15 protein-coding genes are annotated in these 15,667 nt (G+C 64.4%); 6 read left to right on the top strand and 9 right to left on the bottom strand.

What is annotated here, in order from left to right; translation table 11 throughout:
• From IC761_RS16810 to IC761_RS16800, 3 genes are all read right to left on the bottom strand, one after another.
• Window positions 1-528, bottom strand: coding sequence for a DUF2846 domain-containing protein (locus IC761_RS16810; RefSeq protein ID WP_195804291.1), 528 nt, complete (start codon window positions 526-528; stop codon window positions 1-3).
• 113 nt (window positions 529-641) lie between these two features.
• Entirely contained in the window at window positions 642-4,145 is a 3,504-nt protein-coding gene (gene dnaE, locus IC761_RS16805) for a DNA polymerase III subunit alpha (RefSeq protein ID WP_195804290.1), read from the bottom strand.
• 641 nt (window positions 4,146-4,786) lie between these two features.
• Window positions 4,787-5,515: an outer membrane protein gene (locus IC761_RS16800; protein ID WP_195804289.1), complete on the bottom strand. Its 729-nt coding sequence runs from the start codon at window positions 5,513-5,515 to the stop codon at window positions 4,787-4,789.
• Between the two features lie 256 nt (window positions 5,516-5,771).
• Here IC761_RS16800 and IC761_RS16795 point away from each other — a divergent pair, with 256 nt between their 5' ends.
• The 4 genes from IC761_RS16795 to IC761_RS16780 all read left to right on the top strand — a co-directional run bounded on the left by IC761_RS16795 (window position 5,772) and on the right by IC761_RS16780 (window position 8,193).
• Entirely contained in the window at window positions 5,772-6,080 is a 309-nt protein-coding gene (locus IC761_RS16795) for a DUF3551 domain-containing protein (protein WP_195804288.1), read from the top strand.
• Window position 6,081: 1 nt separating this feature from the next.
• Complete coding sequence (locus IC761_RS16790; protein WP_195804287.1) at window positions 6,082-6,336, top strand: DUF3551 domain-containing protein; 255 nt, start codon at window positions 6,082-6,084, stop codon at window positions 6,334-6,336.
• Between the two features lie 152 nt (window positions 6,337-6,488).
• Complete coding sequence (locus IC761_RS16785; RefSeq protein WP_195804286.1) at window positions 6,489-6,827, top strand: hypothetical protein; 339 nt, start codon at window positions 6,489-6,491, stop codon at window positions 6,825-6,827.
• Window positions 6,828-6,936: 109 nt separating this feature from the next.
• Complete coding sequence (locus IC761_RS16780) at window positions 6,937-8,193, top strand: COG3904 family protein (protein ID WP_195804285.1); 1,257 nt, start codon at window positions 6,937-6,939, stop codon at window positions 8,191-8,193.
• 23 nt (window positions 8,194-8,216) lie between these two features.
• On the opposite strand, the gene IC761_RS16775 is transcribed toward IC761_RS16780, so the two are convergent.
• A complete protein-coding gene (locus tag IC761_RS16775; protein WP_195804678.1) occupies window positions 8,217-8,483 on the bottom strand; it encodes a hypothetical protein in 267 nt (88 codons plus the stop codon).
• A gap of 269 nt (window positions 8,484-8,752) precedes the next feature.
• Between IC761_RS16775 and IC761_RS16770 the strand changes: the two genes are divergently transcribed.
• Window positions 8,753-10,060 (top strand): MFS transporter, encoded by a 1,308-nt coding sequence (locus IC761_RS16770; RefSeq protein WP_195804677.1) that lies wholly within the window; start codon window positions 8,753-8,755, stop codon window positions 10,058-10,060.
• 41 nt (window positions 10,061-10,101) lie between these two features.
• On the opposite strand, the gene IC761_RS16765 is transcribed toward IC761_RS16770, so the two are convergent.
• From IC761_RS16765 to IC761_RS16755, 3 genes are all read right to left on the bottom strand, one after another.
• Window positions 10,102-10,626: an ABC transporter substrate binding protein gene (locus IC761_RS16765; RefSeq protein ID WP_195804284.1), complete on the bottom strand. Its 525-nt coding sequence runs from the start codon at window positions 10,624-10,626 to the stop codon at window positions 10,102-10,104.
• Between the two features lie 266 nt (window positions 10,627-10,892).
• Window positions 10,893-11,372, bottom strand: coding sequence for a cupin domain-containing protein (locus tag IC761_RS16760; protein ID WP_195804283.1), 480 nt, complete (start codon window positions 11,370-11,372; stop codon window positions 10,893-10,895).
• 170 nt (window positions 11,373-11,542) lie between these two features.
• The gene (locus tag IC761_RS16755; protein ID WP_195804282.1) at window positions 11,543-12,316 is read right to left on the bottom strand and encodes a helix-turn-helix transcriptional regulator; all 774 of its coding nucleotides are present in this window, start codon (window positions 12,314-12,316) and stop codon (window positions 11,543-11,545) included.
• Window positions 12,317-12,425: 109 nt separating this feature from the next.
• On the opposite strand from IC761_RS16755, the gene IC761_RS16750 reads away from it, so the two are divergent.
• Window positions 12,426-13,505 (top strand): quinone oxidoreductase family protein, encoded by a 1,080-nt coding sequence (locus IC761_RS16750; RefSeq protein WP_195804281.1) that lies wholly within the window; start codon window positions 12,426-12,428, stop codon window positions 13,503-13,505.
• Between the two features lie 130 nt (window positions 13,506-13,635).
• On the opposite strand, the gene IC761_RS16745 is transcribed toward IC761_RS16750, so the two are convergent.
• Both IC761_RS16745 and IC761_RS16740 read right to left on the bottom strand, forming a co-directional pair.
• Window positions 13,636-14,337, bottom strand: a complete 702-nt coding sequence (locus IC761_RS16745; protein WP_195804280.1) for an ABC transporter ATP-binding protein — start codon at window positions 14,335-14,337, stop codon at window positions 13,636-13,638.
• Window positions 14,338-14,344: 7 nt separating this feature from the next.
• Window positions 14,345-15,625 (bottom strand): lipoprotein-releasing ABC transporter permease subunit, encoded by a 1,281-nt coding sequence (locus tag IC761_RS16740; RefSeq protein ID WP_195804279.1) that lies wholly within the window; start codon window positions 15,623-15,625, stop codon window positions 14,345-14,347.
• Between the last annotated feature and the right edge of the window lie 42 nt (window positions 15,626-15,667).

Genomic DNA, 15,667 nt, shown 5'->3' with positions numbered 1-15,667 from the left:
TTAATCCACGGCTTGCAGCTCGGCGAGCTTGGTTCGTGCGGTCGCCTCGTCGAGCGGAACGAGCTCGGCCGGCCCCGGATTAGCCTCTCCCGCCGTCGCGACCGAAACAGCTGCAAGCCCGATCAGGCCGCCGAGCACCGCTCCGCCCGTCGCGGCATCGTGCCGGGGACTGCTCTTGATCAGATAAAACTGCGTGCGGCCGGATTCCATCACGATCTCGCGCTTGGTGTCGCCCGGGAACAGCGCTTCGGTGACCAGCAATTCATGACGGCCGGCCGGACGATCGGCATAGGCATATTTTCCGGCGATGACCTTGCCGAGCGGCGTACCGTCGAGCTTCACCTCGCAGGCGCACAACGCCATGCTCAGGCCTTGCCGCTTGTCCTGCAAGAAGACCACCCGCGATTGTCCCGCGCGCGGCGGACCGATCTTTTGGGACACGGAAGCAAAGTCGGTTCCGACCTGGTCGCTCACGCATCCCGCAAGCCCGGCACCAACGGCAAGCAGCAGCAAACACAGTCTCAGCATAGATGCCCCCAAAACTTCATTTCCCGGGGCACGCTAGCCAGAAACAGCGAAAGGTTGCAACCGAGCCGTTATGACAACTTTACAAAACGCGGGACCGCAATGCGCAAAGGCGGCTAGATCTGCTGCACGTCGACCACGCCCGCGACCGCCTTGATCGCGCCGGCGATCTGCGGCGAGACCTTGAAGCGGCCGGGGAGCTTCATCTCCACCTCGGTTTCGAGGTCGAGCATCAGCACCAGCGAGACCTCGCCGTCGCCATTGGAACGCGGCGCCAAGCCCGGACTGCCGATTTTTGGCGCGGCGCCGTTCGAGGCCCCAATCTCGGGACCGGCGAGACGCTTGGCGATCGAATCCAGCGGCTTGGTATCGCGCAGGAAGATGCGCAGGCCCTTCTGCGTCTTGGCGGCGGCGTCATCGAGCGGCTCGGCGTGCAGCACGCGGGCGCGGACGTCCTCCCCCTGAAGCTCGGCACCGAGCTGGAGCAGCACGGCGGCGCCCGGTTCCAGCACGTCGCGATATTGCGCGAGGCCTTCGGAGAACAGCACCGCCTCGAAATGGCCGGTCGGATCGGACAGCCCCATGATGCCCATCTTGTTGCCGGTCTTGGTGCGCCGCTCCATGCGCGACACCACGGTCGCCGCGACCTTGCCGGCGGTGGCGCCGGTCTTCACCGCGCGCGAAAATTCCGCCCAGCTCTGCACCCGCAGCCGCTTCAGCACGGTGGCGTAATCATCGAGCGGATGGCCCGACAGGAAGAAGCCGATCGCGTCGTATTCGCGGCGCAGCCGCTCGGCCGGCAGCCACGGCTCGATCGCCGGCAGCATGATGGTCGGCGCGTCGGCCGAGCTGCCGAACATGTCGTTCTGACCGATGGTCGCGGCCTCATGCGCGCGCTGGCACGCCGCGAGGATCGAATCCGCGCCGGCAAAGACGCGGGCCCGGTTCGGCTCCAGCGTGTCGAAGGCGCCGGCGGCAGCGAGGCTCTCGATGATGCGCTTGTTGATCGCGCGCGGCGAGACACGCGCGGCAAAATCGGCAAGCGAGGTGAACAGCCCGTTCTTGGTGCGCTCCTCGATGATCTGGTCGATCGCCTGGATGCCGACGCCCTTCAGAGCGGCGAGCGCGTAATAGATCGTCTTGTCGCCGACCTCGAAGGTCGCCCCCGAGCGATTGATGTTCGGCGGCTCGACCTTGATGCCGAGGCGCTGCGCCTCGGAGCGAAATTCGGAGAGCTTGTCGGTGTTGTTGAGATCAAGCGTCATCGACGCCGCGATGAACTCCACCGGATAATGCGCCTTCATATAGGCGGTGTGGTAGGACACGAGCGCGTAAGCCGCCGCGTGGCTCTTGTTGAAGCCGTAGTCGGCGAATTTTGCCAAAAGCTCGAAGATGGTCTCGGCCTGCCCCTTCGGCACGCCGTTCTTCACAGCGCCCGCGACGAAGATGTCGCGCTGCTTGTCCATCTCGGCGCGGATCTTCTTGCCCATGGCGCGGCGCAGCAGGTCGGCGTCGCCGAGCGAATAGCCCGACATCACCTGCGCGATCTGCATCACCTGTTCCTGGTAGATGATGACGCCGAACGTCTCTTTCAGGATCGGCTCCAGCACCGGATGCAGATATTCGGGCTCCTCGTCGCCGTGCTTGCGCGAGCAATAGGTCGGGATGTTCGCCATCGGGCCCGGGCGGTACAGCGCGACCAGCGCGATGATGTCCTCGAAGCGGTCGGGCCGCATGTCGACCAGCGCGCGCCGCATGCCCTGGCTTTCAACCTGGAACACGCCGACCACCTCGCCGCGCGCCAGCATCTGGTAGCTCTCGGCATCGTCGATCGGCAGCGTGGCGAGATCGACATGGATGTCACGCGGCTTGAGCAGTTTGCAGGCGACGTCGAGCACGGTCAGCGTCTTCAGGCCAAGGAAGTCGAATTTGACGAGGCCCGCCGGCTCGACCCATTTCATGTTGAACTGGGTCACCGGCATGTCGGATTTGGGATCGCGGTAGAGCGGCACGAGCTCGCTCAGCGGACGATCGCCGATCACGATGCCGGCCGCATGGGTCGAGGCATGCCGCGTCAATCCTTCGAGGCGCTGGGCGATGTCGAAGGCGCGCGCCACCACGGGATCTTCGTCGCGAAACGCCTGCAGCTTCGGCTCGCTCTCGATCGCAGCCGCCAGCGTCACCGGCGCGGCCGGATTCTGCGGCACGAGTTTTGTGAGCTTGTCGACCTGGCCATAGGGCATTTGCAGCACGCGGCCGACGTCGCGCAGCACGCCGCGCGCTTGCAGCGTCCCGAAGGTGATGATCTGCGCGACCTGGTCGCGGCCGTAGCGTTGCTGCACGTACTGGATCACCTCGCCGCGGCGGTCCTGGCAGAAGTCGATGTCGAAGTCCGGCATCGACACGCGCTCGGGATTGAGGAAGCGCTCGAACAAGAGGCCGAACTTGATCGGATCGAGATCGGTGATGGTCAGCGCCCACGCCACCAGCGAACCCGCGCCCGAACCGCGGCCCGGCCCGACCGGAATGCCCTGACCCTTCGCCCATTTGATGAAGTCGGACACGATCAGGAAGTAGCCCGCGTACTTCATGCGCATGATGACGTCGAGCTCGAACGCCAGGCGCTTGTTGTAGTCCTCCTCCGTGGTGCCCTGCGACAGGCCGTGCACGCGCAGGCGGTTGGCAAGCCCCTCCTCGGCCTGCCGCTTCAATTCAGCCGCCTCGACCGCAGCCGCGTCAGAACTGCCGGCCGCACCGACCGTGAAGAACGGCAGGATCGGCTTGCGCGTCATCGGGCGGAACGAGCAGCGCTCGGCGATCTCCACCGTCGAGGCCAGTGCCTCCGGGATGTCGGCGAACAGCACCGCCATCTCGGCGCGGGTCTTGAAGCGGTGATCGGGCGTGAGCTGCTCGCGCTCGGTCTCCGCGATCAGCCGGCCGCCGGCGATACACAACAGCGCGTCATGCGCCTCGTAATCGTCGGTCGCGGCGAAATACGGCTCGTTGCTCGCAACCAGTGGCAGGCCTTTTGCGTAGGCGATGTCGATCAGCCCGCTCTCGATACGCCGCTCCTTGTCGACGTTGTGGCGCTGCAACTCGATGTAGAGGCGATCGCCGAACAGTTTTGCCAGACGCTCGACGCGCGTGGCTGCAAGCTCGGCCATACCGCCGGCAAGCGCCAGCGAGATCGGGCCGTCCGGTCCGCCCGTCAGCACGATCAGGCCTTCAGTCTCGCCGTCGAACCAATCGAATCTGATGAACGGCGCGTGGCTGTCGGGCGATTCCAGGAATGCGCGCGAATTCAGCCGCATCAGGCTGCGATAGCCGCGCTCCTGCGCCGCCAGCAGCACCACGCGCGACGGTGCCATCGCATTGCGCGCATTCGGGTCCTGGTCACCGAAATCGATCGCGAGCTCGCAGCCGACGATCGGCTGGATGCCGGAGCCCGCCATCTTGTCGGAGAACTCCAGCGCACCGAACAGATTGTCGGTGTCGGTCAGCGCCAGCGCCGGCTGATGGTCCTTCTTCGCAAGCTCGGCGAGCTTGGCGATCTTGATCGAGCCCTTGAGCAGCGAATAGGCCGAGTGAACGTGAAGGTGGACAAATCCGGCGCTCGGCATGGTCGCGTGACGGCCTCTTGTGAGATGCGATGAAGCGGTCGCCGGCTCAGGAGACATCCCTGCGCTCGTCCGGCCGACTCGCCCCACAATGGTGGGGTGTCGCGCTGGCAGAGTCCACGCCGGAGCCGCCAAACGGCCGCGCCGTCCCGCTTTTCCCCAGGCCGGCAATCCGGTCAAAGCCGAAGTGCTCGGTGCCACCTCTCCCGGAGGGAGAGGTCGGAACGCATCGAAGATGCGATCCGGGTGAGGGGTTGCGGTCTGACGGAGCGCTGCGGCCCCTCACCCGGATTGCTGCGCAATCCGAGCTCTCCCCGCTGGGGAGAGGTAAACACCGAGCCCGGCGCGGCCTAATCGCCCTTCAAAGCTGCGGGATGACCTGGGCCCAGATCGCGATCATTCCGACGAACAGCGCGATCGACGTCAGTGCAGCGGCTTCTTCCACGAAAATCCTGAACATGGCTTGCTCCCTTACTGGAACGTATGCAGAACATTGTTCTCATTTCGTTCCCGGGAGTCAAGCAATCTCGTCTCTCTCGAAGAGGAATGGTTAACCCGCTGAATTCACGTCAAAAAAAAGCCCCGGCCAGCGGCCGGGGCTTTCGACGGTCGCTCAAAAAGAGCGACTGTTCTCAGTCCGTTGCTCAGTACTTGGCGATGATCGGGCCGCCGAACTTGTAGTTCAGGCGGACGAGGCCCATGTCGACGTCCTGCTTGACGTGGTCGGTCTGCACGAACACGCCGCCATTGGTCAGGTTCTGGTCGTGACCGCCCACGAAGATGTGGTTGTACTCGACGCCGACCGACCAGTTCGGGGCGAAGCCGTATTCGAGACCCACGCCGACCGTGCCGCCCCAGCGGGTGTCGTCGGAGGAAGCGACGAACGCACCGCCCGGGGTGTGGATGTCGTACTTGGTGCCGAGCACAGCCGCACCGCCCTTGACGTAGACGAGGACGTTGTTCCAGGCGTAGCCGACCTGGCCGGTGATCAGACCGAACGAGTCGATCTTGGTGCGGTTGCTGTTGCCGGTGAGCGCGCTGGTGTTGCTGCCCGAGAAGTCAGCCCAGTTGCCCTGGCCTTCAACACCGAACACCCACTGGCCCGACTGCCAGCGATAGCCGATCTGGCCACCGACCGTGCCGCCGGTCGCGTCGTGCGAACCTTCGCGGCCGAGGCCGGTCAGATCCCAGGTCGCGTGTGACGAACCGCCGCCGCCGTTGATACCGATATAGAAGCCGCTCCAATCGTAGATCGTGGCGACCATCGCCGGCGCCTTCGTGTAAGGCCGTGCCGCGAGATCAGCAGCCATCGCCGGAGCCGCCGCGCTGATCGCGACCAGGCTCGCAGTGACAAGCAACAAACTCTTCTTCATTTGAATCCCGTTCCAGTTTCGTCGTTAGGCCCCCGGGCCGTGGGCCGACGTCATATCAGCGATCGACGGAATTGCTGTAACCTCGACGCAACAGTTCAGCCCAAAGGGCCGCGCTTCATGAATGAAGATTTAGCGGAGCGTTCGGGAAACCCTTTGAAACAAGAGTTTTCAGCAGTTCCAATGCCTTCTGCGCGATGTACACTTCGTGCGCGCGTAACGACGTCGCGCGCACAATCCTGTGATCGGAGAATCGAAAATGCGGGCACGATTTGCCTTCCTCATTGTCGCCACACTTTCGCTCGCGATCGCCACATTTGCGCTTGTCGCGGGCGCGAGCACAGACGCGAACGCGTTCGGCACCGCGCATCCGTTCTGCCTCACCGGCGATGAATGGCCGGGCTTGAGCAATTGCAGGTTCGACACTTACGCGCAGTGCCAGGCGAGTGCGTCGGGCCGGCCGCTGACCTGCATCGCGAATCCCTATTTCGCGGGACAGAGCGATGATCCCTATGCGTATCAGAATCGCCCGCGCGTGTTTGCGCCCGGCTATGACTCGCAGCGTTGAAATGCGCCGCGCGTGGCTCATACTCGGCGCGGCCGGCGTGCTTGTCGCAACCGCGCCCGCGCGCGCCCAGACTTATGATCCCAACTATCCCGTCTGCATGCAGATCTACGGCCCCGTCGGCTACGTCGACTGTCGCTACGCTTCGCTCGCGCAGTGCAAATATCTCGCCGTCGGCCGCTCGGCCTCATGCCTCGTGAACCCGTATTTCCCTCAGAAAAAGCCGACAACGGCGCGCCGGCGCGGGCGCGGCGGTTAGGCGATCTTGAGGGTGCCGCTCGTTGACGCCGGCTCGACCCCGACAACCCAAACCGAATCAGACAGCGATTGAACTGTCGCCGCGAGCGCAGCGACGAATGCGAGGAGTGTAGGTCGAGACATATCCAATCCCTGAATCGGGCTTCGAGCAGAATGAGCAAACGGATTTTGCCAATCGTTCTCGTCGCAATGCTGCCGATCCTGTCCGCGTGCGGACAGCCGGTCGCGGACGACAAGGCTGCCTATGTGGGCGAATGGCGGGCGCAGACGATGAGGCTGGAGGTCACCAAGGACGGGACCGTCCACTATAAGCGCGTCAGGGGCAATACCACGACCTCGATCAATGCGCCGCTGCGCAGGTTCGAGGGCGACAATCTCGTCGTCGGCATTCCCTTCATTGAGACGACATTCGAGGTGTCGCAACCGCCCCATCAGGCGGCTGGAACCTGGAAGATGGTGGTCGACGGCATGGAATTGACCCGCGCCCCGTAGCTTGGCGCGCCTGATGTCGCGGAATGAACAGCCGCCACCAAAAGTTGTGACGACGCCGGTCATCGTATAACCTCACTTTGGTCTTCACCGCGCGTGGTCCCGTCACTTCATGCTTGTCCGTATCTTGTTGCTCGTGGCCGCGCTCTCGATCCCCGGCACATTGCACGCAGAAAAAACGCCGGTCGAGAAAGCCGGATTTTCGCCGAGGCTCACGATCTATCTTGCCAAGGGGGCGCCTGACGCCTGCGGGCCGGGCTGCGACCGCTGGATCGCCATCGAGGGCCAGGTCGATGAGGGCGCGGCGGCGCGCATTCGCCGCTTCCTCGCCGGCGTCAAGGACACCCAGCTTCCGATCTACCTGCACTCCCCCGGCGGCAATGTGGAGCAGTCCTATTTGATCGGACGGTTGCTGCGCAGCCGGAAGGCGGTGGCGCGGGTCGGCCGCACCAGTGCGACGGCATGCGCCGCCGGCACGCAAGTGGACGCCAGCTGCCTCAAGATCAAGAACGCCGGCGGCGAGATCGAGGCCGAGCTCACCACTCGCAGGGCGATGTGCAATTCGGCCTGCGGATACCTGTTTCTCGGCGCGACGTCTCGCGAGGTCGCACCCGACGCGGCACTGGGGGTCCATAACTCCAGGCTGGTCCTGACCTTTCACGGTGATCCGCCACCGGATGTGGTCGCGGCCGCCAGGCAGCGCCGGATCGCAACCGCCGATCGCGAGCGCACCGCATTCATCGCGGCGATGGGGATCAGCCGCGAGCTCGACGATCTGATCCGGACCGTGAAGTACGAAAGCCTGCACGTGCTGACCCGATCCGAGCTCTACCGGTTTGGCATAGACACGCGAACGCTTGTGGAAACGGCGTGGACGCTCGAGAAGGGATTGCAGCCGTCTGTCAGCAAGATCGCGGTGTTGAAGAAGGACAGCGGCTCTTCATTCCGGATGATGGAGTGGCGTCTGTCCTGCGAAAACAAGGATCGCGTGCCGCTGAGATTCGCCGGCGAGACCGACGAGGCCGCCGTCGGCAAGAGCACGATCCGGATGATGGCGAGCGCCGACACCAACGAGGAGGCCGGAGGGTTTCCGGTGCGCTTCGGCAAGTATGAGGTCTGGAACGGGACTGTCGGGTCCGACATGATCAAGGCCATTTTGACATCCCGCTACCTCCAGGTCCGCGAAACCACGCCGATGCCGGACGGCAAGGCCGACCTTGCGAAATTCGATATCGACATGACGGGCCTCGCATCGGTCTGGCCGCAGCTTGCGACGTCGTGCCTGTCGGCGCCGAGTCCGACCAGCCCCTGGCCAACGGTTCCGCTGCCGAACGTCAGCGCGACGCCTCCGGCCGCGCCGACGCCGTAAGTACAACGCGCACGCAAGATCCGCTACCGCACGCCAACGCGATTGATACCGCCATTGATATTGCGCGGGCTCGCCGTGCCGGCCCGGACCGCGGCGCGCGCCACGGGGCGTGGCCGGAGCACCACGCCGGCCCGCGCAACGCAACTCGGCGGATAGTCGACGTACTGGCAGTACACGACGGCGGCAGCTGGCGCCGGAGTGAGAATGACGCCTGCAAAGCCGAACAGCACGCTGGCGGCAATTCCGGCAACCGTCGCTGACCCAATCGAAAGCCTCTTGCTCGGACGCATCATGATCCCCTCCTCGTTGCAGCAGCCGCCTTCCTTGCGGCTGCGCTCAGGGTGAGGACCAGAGCATCGGCGACGTTGACCTAGATCAACGGGCGGATGCGGTGCCGGGCCTGTCGGCACCGAGCGGTCGCTGCAAATCGGGAGGCTGATATGCGGTCGGTCTTCCCTGTTGACGCGAGCCGATCCGGCTCTAAGTACAACGGATAAATCTTGCAGGGGTGGCGACGTTCGCTGGGCTGGTTCCCGTTGACGCCACCAATGCAGGACACATGACGATCTCGACGAAAGCGACCTCGCCTCGCGCGACTGCGGCCTCCGCGCCCCCTCACCTCGCCATCGTCCTGCTCTCGCTCGCGATCGGCGGCTTTGCGATCGGAACCACCGAATTCGCATCGATGAGCCTGCTGCCGTTTTTCGCCGCCGACCTCGGGATCGACGAGCCGACCGCAGGGCATGCCATCAGCGCTTACGCGCTCGGCGTGGTCTTGGGCGCGCCGTTGATCGCGGTGCTTGGCGCGCGGTTCGCGCGGCGCACGCAGTTGCTGACCCTCATGGCGGTGTTTGCGGTTGGCAATGCGCTCACCGCGCTCGCCCCCGGCTTTGGCTGGATGATCGCGGCCCGCTTTCTCTCGGGGTTGCCGCATGGCGCCTATTTCGGCATCGCCGCGCTGGTTGCAGCCTCGCTGGTTTCGCAACATCGTCGCTCACAGGCGATCGGCCAGGTGATGCTCGGCCTGACCGGCGCCACCATCATCGGCGTGCCCTTGGCCAATCTGATCGGTCAGGCGGTCGGCTGGCGCGCGAGCTTCGGCCTCGTGTCGTTGCTGGCGCTGCTCACGGTGCTGCTTTGCGCGCTGTTTGCGCCGCGCGACCAGGCCGGCCGGTCAGACCCGCTGCGAGAGCTCGGAGCCCTCAAAAGCGGCCGCGTCTGGATCACGCTCGCGATCGGCGCGATCGGCTTCGGCGGCATGTTCGCCGTCTACACTTATCTAGCGACGACGCTGATCGAGGTCACCAAGGTCAGTCCCTCGGTCATTCCCCTCTTTCTCGCCATTTTCGGCATCGGTGCCACGCTCGGCAATCTCATCGTGCCGCGCTTCGCGGACCGCGCGCTGATGCCGACGGCGGGAATCATCCTGCTGTTTTCGGCAGCCGCGCTGCTGGTATTTCCACTTGCGGCCGGCAATCCCTGGCTCCTTGCGGCCGACGTCTTCGCGATCGGTGCCGGCGTCTCGCTCGGAGCCATCCTTCAGACCCGGCTGATGGACGTCGCGGGCGACGCGCAGGCGCTTGCCGCCGCGCTCAACCATTCGGCGTTCAACACCGCCAATGCGCTCGGCCCTTTCCTGGGCGGCGTTGCCATTCGCGAGGGTTTTGGCTGGACATCCACCGGCCCCGTCGGCGCCGCGCTCGCGCTTGCGGGCTTCCTGATCTGGATCGTCGCCTGGCGCGACGCGCGGGCCGCTGTGGTCAGCTCAGCAGGAAACGACGCCACCCTACGAGGGAAAGCTACCGCGCCGCCACTGGCACCGGATGACCGAACCTGCTCGGATAGCCGCAGGGATCGGGTGGCGTAACGTTTCGGTCTGCTATGGGCCCGGAAGAGGAAGTCATCGATCTACTCGATGACTTCATCGGCACTCACGAGTAGCGATGAAGGGAGCGACAGTCCGATGGCTTTTGCGGCCTTCAAGTTAATGACATGCTTCAGTCGGGTGGGTTGTTCCACGGGAAGGTCGGCGGGACTTGCTCCTCGCAATATTTTGGCAGCATAGCCCGCGGCCTTGCGGAAATAATCGGGAAAGTCTTGGCCGTATGACATCAACAGGCCATACGGAAGCATTTCAGCGACGATGCAAGTTGACGGCAGGCGGTGGGCAAGCGCCGCCGCGCCCACTCGAGCGCGCTCATTGAACAGCATTGATCCTACGATGACAGCGCCGTCGACGCGATCACGCTCAATCTGTTCAAACGCCGGCTCGATCGCTTCAGCGATCGGAATTCCGATGGCGTTAAGGGAAAGTCCGAGCGGGCGCGAGGCCGCCTCGTTTGCCTTGATCACCCGCGAAGCGCTGACCTCGTTCGGATTGTAGAGCAACGCGACCGTCGACAGATGGGGAACGGCTTCTTTCAGAAGCGCCAACTCTACTTACAAGGGCACGCCCTTCAAGCAGACAAGCAAGTCCATCTCGAAAAACTTGAGCGGTCCGCTCAGGGCCATTTGCACTCTTTGTCGCTGCGCGATGCGCCAGACCGCGTGAGCGAGTTGATACTGCTAGCCACGTGAGATCGACCTGTGACGTAAGGTGCAGACATCACGCCGAGGTGCGTGATGTCCGCCAGGGGCCAGAAGCGACGTCATCCCATTGGCGGCATATTTCCGCTGGGGCCAAGACCGGAAAGCCGTCGCTATTTTTGTTTTCGCGGATCATCCTCAGCGTTCAAGTAGTCAATGCCTGTCGGTCCAATTCCAGTAATCTCGAATACAACCTCTTCATCCTTCGTTTCCGCGAATTGCCACACCTTGGGCGGCACATGCGAAAACGTCCCGGGCGGAAAGCTCAAGAGTTTCGTCTCGTCGACCTTGTCTCCAAGCGCAGAGTAGTATGTCCCCGAAATGATAACGCGAACGCGTTCATCAGGATGAGAGTGCACTGGCATTTTTGAATTTGGTGGTATTTTGAGCCGAACGGTATAAAGGCCAGGTTTGCCTGGATTACCGTGAAGCACCGTGGTTTGCGTCCCCTTGGGCATAGAGGGGAGCGGGTTCCACTTGAGATCTGTCGACGTTACGCGGTCATATTCAAGTGTGTCCGCCGCCACTGCTGCACATAATCCGCTCATGACGAGTACGGCCAACACGCCGACCATTTTTTCGCAAAGGGGCATCCCGCGCTCCGTTCGGCTATATGCGGCCGGCAATCTAGTACAAGTTGTCCTGGCCTGCCATGGGTCAGAAGCGGCGCTCGACCAAGGCCGACGTGACCTCCGCTACGGGCTGCAACCGGCTTGACGTTCGTCGATCACCTGGTTGGCAACAGCCATTAGGCGTCCCCATCCTACACCGGCGTATAGATCACGAGCTTCAGCGCGGGATCGTCATTGGCCTGAAAGCTCGTGTGCTCGAAATGCAGCACGCCCTTGGTCGGATGAGTCATGGTCTTGCGGCCCGACATGGTGCCGTGAACCTCGTGCGCGCCCCACCATTTGACGAACTCGGGACTGCCTTCACGCAACCGAGTCAGCAGTTCTGCAAACGCGGGATCGCCGGCCCAGACGTCGTGGGTGGCGCGAAACATCGCGACCATCCGCTTGGCCACATCCGCCCAGCCCGCACCATAGGATTTTCGCGTCTTCTTGTTGGTCATCATCAGCAGCAGCGTGTTGCGATCCTGCTCCGGCAAACGCCCGAACGCAAAGATCTCCTCGGCCGCTTCGTTCCAGGCCAGCACGTCCCAGCGCCGTCCCGTGATGTAGGCCGGATGCGGCAGGCTCTCGACCAGCCGCAAAATCGGCGGCGGCACCACCTCGCGCGTGAACGCACCCCGCGCGCCGTCGCGCGCAAGGTCCTTGAGGTGCGCGTGCTCGGTCTTGCTGAGGCGCAGCGCGCGGGCGAGCGCATCGACGGTGGTGACCGACGGACTGGCGGTGCGGCCCTGCTCCAGCCGAATGTACCAGTCGACGCCGATCCCGGCGAGCTGCGCGACCTCCTCGCGGCGCAGCCCCGCGGTGCGCCGCCGCGCGCCTGCAGGAAGCCCGACGGTCTTCGGCGACAGTTTTTCGCGGCGGGAGCGAAGGAAGTCGCCGAATTCGACGCGGCGTGGATCGGCCATGGCATGCTCCCGCGATGGAAGGGCTTCTGGAATACTAGGATAATACCAGGCCTTCCTGCCCCGTCAAAGGCAGCGCATATGAGCATCACCCGACTTTGAGGTGAACATCATGAAAGCTGCCGTACTTAAATCCTTCGGAACCCCGCTTGCGATCGAGGACGTGCCCGCCCCGGTGCTCGGCACCGGCGAGGTCATCGTCGATATCGTCTCCACCCGCGTGATCTCGTATACGAACGAGGTGTTGAGCGGCGAGCGTCAATACGCGCTGGATCTCCCCGTCGTCCCCGGCGCGGGCGGGGTCGGCCGCGTCCGCGCGATCGGCCCGGACGCGACGAAACTCGCCGTCGGCGACTGGGTGCTGTGCGGTCCGACGGTGCGCTCGCGCGACGATGCGATCGCTCCCGACATTCACCTCCAGGGCGTGAGCGCCCGCGGCGAAGGCGGCATGCGGCTCCAGAAGTATTTCCACGACGGCTCGTTCGCCGAGCAGATAAGGGTGCCGACGGAGAACGTGACGCGGCTCGGCCAGATCAGCGCGACGGAGGCCGACCAATGGTGCGCGCTCGGCAACATGCTGGTGCCCTATGGCGGCTTCCTCGCCGCCAAATTGCAGCCTGGCGAGACCGTGCTGGTGAGTGGCGCGACCGGCAATTTCGGCAGCGCTGCGGTAGCCGTGGCACTGGCGATGGGCGCAGCCTGCGTCGTGGCGCCCGGCCGCAACGAGACGATGCTGGCCGAACTCGTGCGGCGTTACGGCGAACGCGTCAGGCCGGTGAAGCTGACGGGCAACGAGGCCGACGATTGCGCGCGGATGAAGCGCGCCGCTCCCGGCCCGATCGATTGCGTGTTCGATATCATGCCGCCTTCGGTCGCGACGACGGTGGTGCGCGCCGCGATCATGACGGTGCGTCCCTACGGCCGCGTCGTGCTGATGGGCGGCGTCAACATGCAGGGCGGCGCGGGCCTCGAGCTGCCCTACAACTGGATCATGCGCGAATGCATCACCATCCACGGCGTCTGGATGTATCCGCCGGACGCCGCCGTCCGCCTGATCGCGCTGGTGCGCGCAGGGCTGCTGCGCCTCGATCACTACGAGACCAAGGCGTTCGATCTCGACCACGCCAACGAGGCCGTGGCCTACGCGGCCGCCAACGCCGGCCCGTTCAGCATGACGATGATCCGGCCGTGAACTGCCCGAAGGCGGCGGCGATGCGCGATCGCCGCCGTTTTGCCAGCGATGTCAGATAACTGGGAGAAGTCACCCCGCCCGTCACCGGCCAAGGCCGGCTACTGTGCATGGGGTTGTTTTCGCAAGTTTGTTATTCGAGCTCGATCACCTGGCCGTTGGCCAGCGAGACGCGCCGGTCCATGCGGCCGGCGAGCTCCATGTTGTGGGTCGCGATCAGCATCGAGACCTGCGTCGCCTTCACGAGCTGCATAAGCGCCTGGAACACGTGGTCGGCGGTGTGCGGGTCGAGATTGCCGGTTGGCTCGTCTGCCAGCAGCACGCGCGGCGCGTTGGCGACCGCGCGCGCGATCGCGACGCGCTGCTGCTCGCCGCCCGACAGTTCCGCGGGGCGATGGGTGATGCGGTCGCCGAGGCCGAGATAGCCGAGGATCTCCTTGGCGCGCTTGACGCATTCGGACTTCTTCAGGCCGCGGATCATCTGCGGCAGCATGACGTTCTCGAGCGCCGAGAACTCCGGCAAGAGCCGATGCGACTGGTAGACGAAGCCGATCTCGGTGCGGCGCAGCTGGGTGCGCTCGATGTCCGGCAGCTGCGAGGTCGGCGCTCCCCCGACATAGACCTCGCCGGAATCCGGCGCCTCAAGCAGCCCCGCGATGTGCAGCAGCGTCGATTTGCCCGAGCCCGACGGCGCGACCAGCGCGACCGACTGCCCGGCCCATAGCGCGAGCTTGGCGCCGTCCAGAATCGTCAGCGGCGCCTCGCCCTGCAAGTACTGCCGCTTTATCTCGTGGAGATAAAGAACCGGTACATCGTCCGCCCCATGGCTCTCCATCAGCCCCTCACTCGTACCGGAGCGCTTCGACGGGATCGAGTCGCGCGGCGCGCCAGGACGGATAGAGCGTCGCCAGGAACGACAAGGTCAGCGCCATGATGACCACGGCCGAGGTCTCGCCGACGTCAATCTCGGCGGGCAGTTTTGAGAGGAAGTAGAGCTCCGGCGAGAACAGCTCGGTCGCGGTCAGCCAGGACAGGAACTGCCGGATCGATTCGATGTTGAGGCAGATCACCAGGCCGACGAAGAAGCCGACCAGCGTGCCGACCACGCCGATCGAGGCGCCCGTGATCAGGAAGATCCGCATGATCGAGCCTTGCGAGGCGCCCATCGTGCGCAGGATCGCGATGTCGCTGCCCTTGTCCTTCACCAGCATGATCAGGCCGGACACGATGTTGAGCGCCGCGACCAGCACGATCATGGTCAGGATCAGGAACATCACGTTGCGCTCGACCTGGAGCGCGTTGAAGAAGGTCGAATTGCGCTGGCGCCAGTCGACCAGGAACACCGGCCGGCCCGCCGCCTCCGTCACCGACTTGCGGAAGGCATCGATGCGGTCGGGGTTGGTGGTGAACACCTCGATCGAGGTGACGTCGCTGCTGCGGTTGAAATAGGCCTGCGCTTCCGCGAGCGGCATGAACACGAAGCCGAGATCGTATTCGGACATGCCGATCTCGAACACCGCGACGATCTTGTACGGCTTGATGCGCGGCGTCGTGCCCATCGGGGTCACCGCGCCTTTCGGCGCCACCAGGGTCACGCTGTCACCGGCATGCAGCGACAGCTGGTCGGCGAGCCGCCGGCCGATCGCGACGCCCTGCCCGTCGTCAAAGCCTTCCAGCGAGCCCTGCTTGATGTTCTTGGCGATCGAGGTGAGGTTGTTGAGGTCGTCGGAGCGGATGCCGCGCACCAGCACGCCCGAGGCGTTCCACGGCGAGGACGCCAGCGCCTGGCCGTCGACCACGGGCGCTGCGAGGCGGATGCCCTGGACCTGGCTGATGCGTTCGGCGACATCCTTCCAGTCGGTCAGCGGCGATTCCAGCGGCTGCACCAGGATGTGGCCGTTCAGACCAAGGATCTTGTCGAGCAGCTCCTTGCGGAAGCCGTTCATCACCGCCATCACGATGATCAGCGTGGCGACGCCGAGCATGATGCCGAGGAAGGAGAACCCGGCGATGACCGAGATGAATCCCTCCTTGCGCCGCGCCCGCAAATAGCGCGCCGACAGCATCCACTCGAAGGGCGCGAAAGGCGCGGTTTGCACAGGTTCGGTCATGGTCTCGTCCATCGTTCGATAATCCCATGATTCGGGGTCAATTGTGGCCGCATT

Source organism: Bradyrhizobium commune (genome assembly GCF_015624505.1).
Taxonomy (GTDB): Bacteria; Pseudomonadota; Alphaproteobacteria; order Rhizobiales; family Xanthobacteraceae; genus Bradyrhizobium; species Bradyrhizobium commune.
Note: the sequence above shows the minus strand (reverse complement) of the source record. Positions and strands in the feature narration are given on the sequence as shown.

Coding starts and splice junctions, on each gene's coding strand:
- IC761_RS16785 (WP_195804286.1), top strand. CDS start 6,489: ATGAGCAAACGGATTTTGCCAATCGTTCTCGTCGCAATGCTGCCGATC.
- IC761_RS16770 (WP_195804677.1), top strand. CDS start 8,753: ATGACGATCTCGACGAAAGCGACCTCGCCTCGCGCGACTGCGGCCTCC.
- IC761_RS16790 (WP_195804287.1), top strand. CDS start 6,082: ATGCGCCGCGCGTGGCTCATACTCGGCGCGGCCGGCGTGCTTGTCGCA.
- IC761_RS16810 (WP_195804291.1), bottom strand. CDS start 528: ATGCTGAGACTGTGTTTGCTGCTGCTTGCCGTTGGTGCCGGGCTTGCG.
- IC761_RS16800 (WP_195804289.1), bottom strand. CDS start 5,515: ATGAAGAAGAGTTTGTTGCTTGTCACTGCGAGCCTGGTCGCGATCAGC.
- IC761_RS16750 (WP_195804281.1), top strand. CDS start 12,426: ATGAAAGCTGCCGTACTTAAATCCTTCGGAACCCCGCTTGCGATCGAG.
- IC761_RS16740 (WP_195804279.1), bottom strand. CDS start 15,625: ATGGACGAGACCATGACCGAACCTGTGCAAACCGCGCCTTTCGCGCCC.
- IC761_RS16745 (WP_195804280.1), bottom strand. CDS start 14,337: ATGGAGAGCCATGGGGCGGACGATGTACCGGTTCTTTATCTCCACGAG.
- IC761_RS16760 (WP_195804283.1), bottom strand. CDS start 11,372: ATGCCCCTTTGCGAAAAAATGGTCGGCGTGTTGGCCGTACTCGTCATG.
- IC761_RS16795 (WP_195804288.1), top strand. CDS start 5,772: ATGCGGGCACGATTTGCCTTCCTCATTGTCGCCACACTTTCGCTCGCG.
- IC761_RS16780 (WP_195804285.1), top strand. CDS start 6,937: ATGCTTGTCCGTATCTTGTTGCTCGTGGCCGCGCTCTCGATCCCCGGC.
- IC761_RS16775 (WP_195804678.1), bottom strand. CDS start 8,483: ATGCGTCCGAGCAAGAGGCTTTCGATTGGGTCAGCGACGGTTGCCGGA.
- dnaE (WP_195804290.1), bottom strand. CDS start 4,145: ATGCCGAGCGCCGGATTTGTCCACCTTCACGTTCACTCGGCCTATTCG.
- IC761_RS16755 (WP_195804282.1), bottom strand. CDS start 12,316: ATGGCCGATCCACGCCGCGTCGAATTCGGCGACTTCCTTCGCTCCCGC.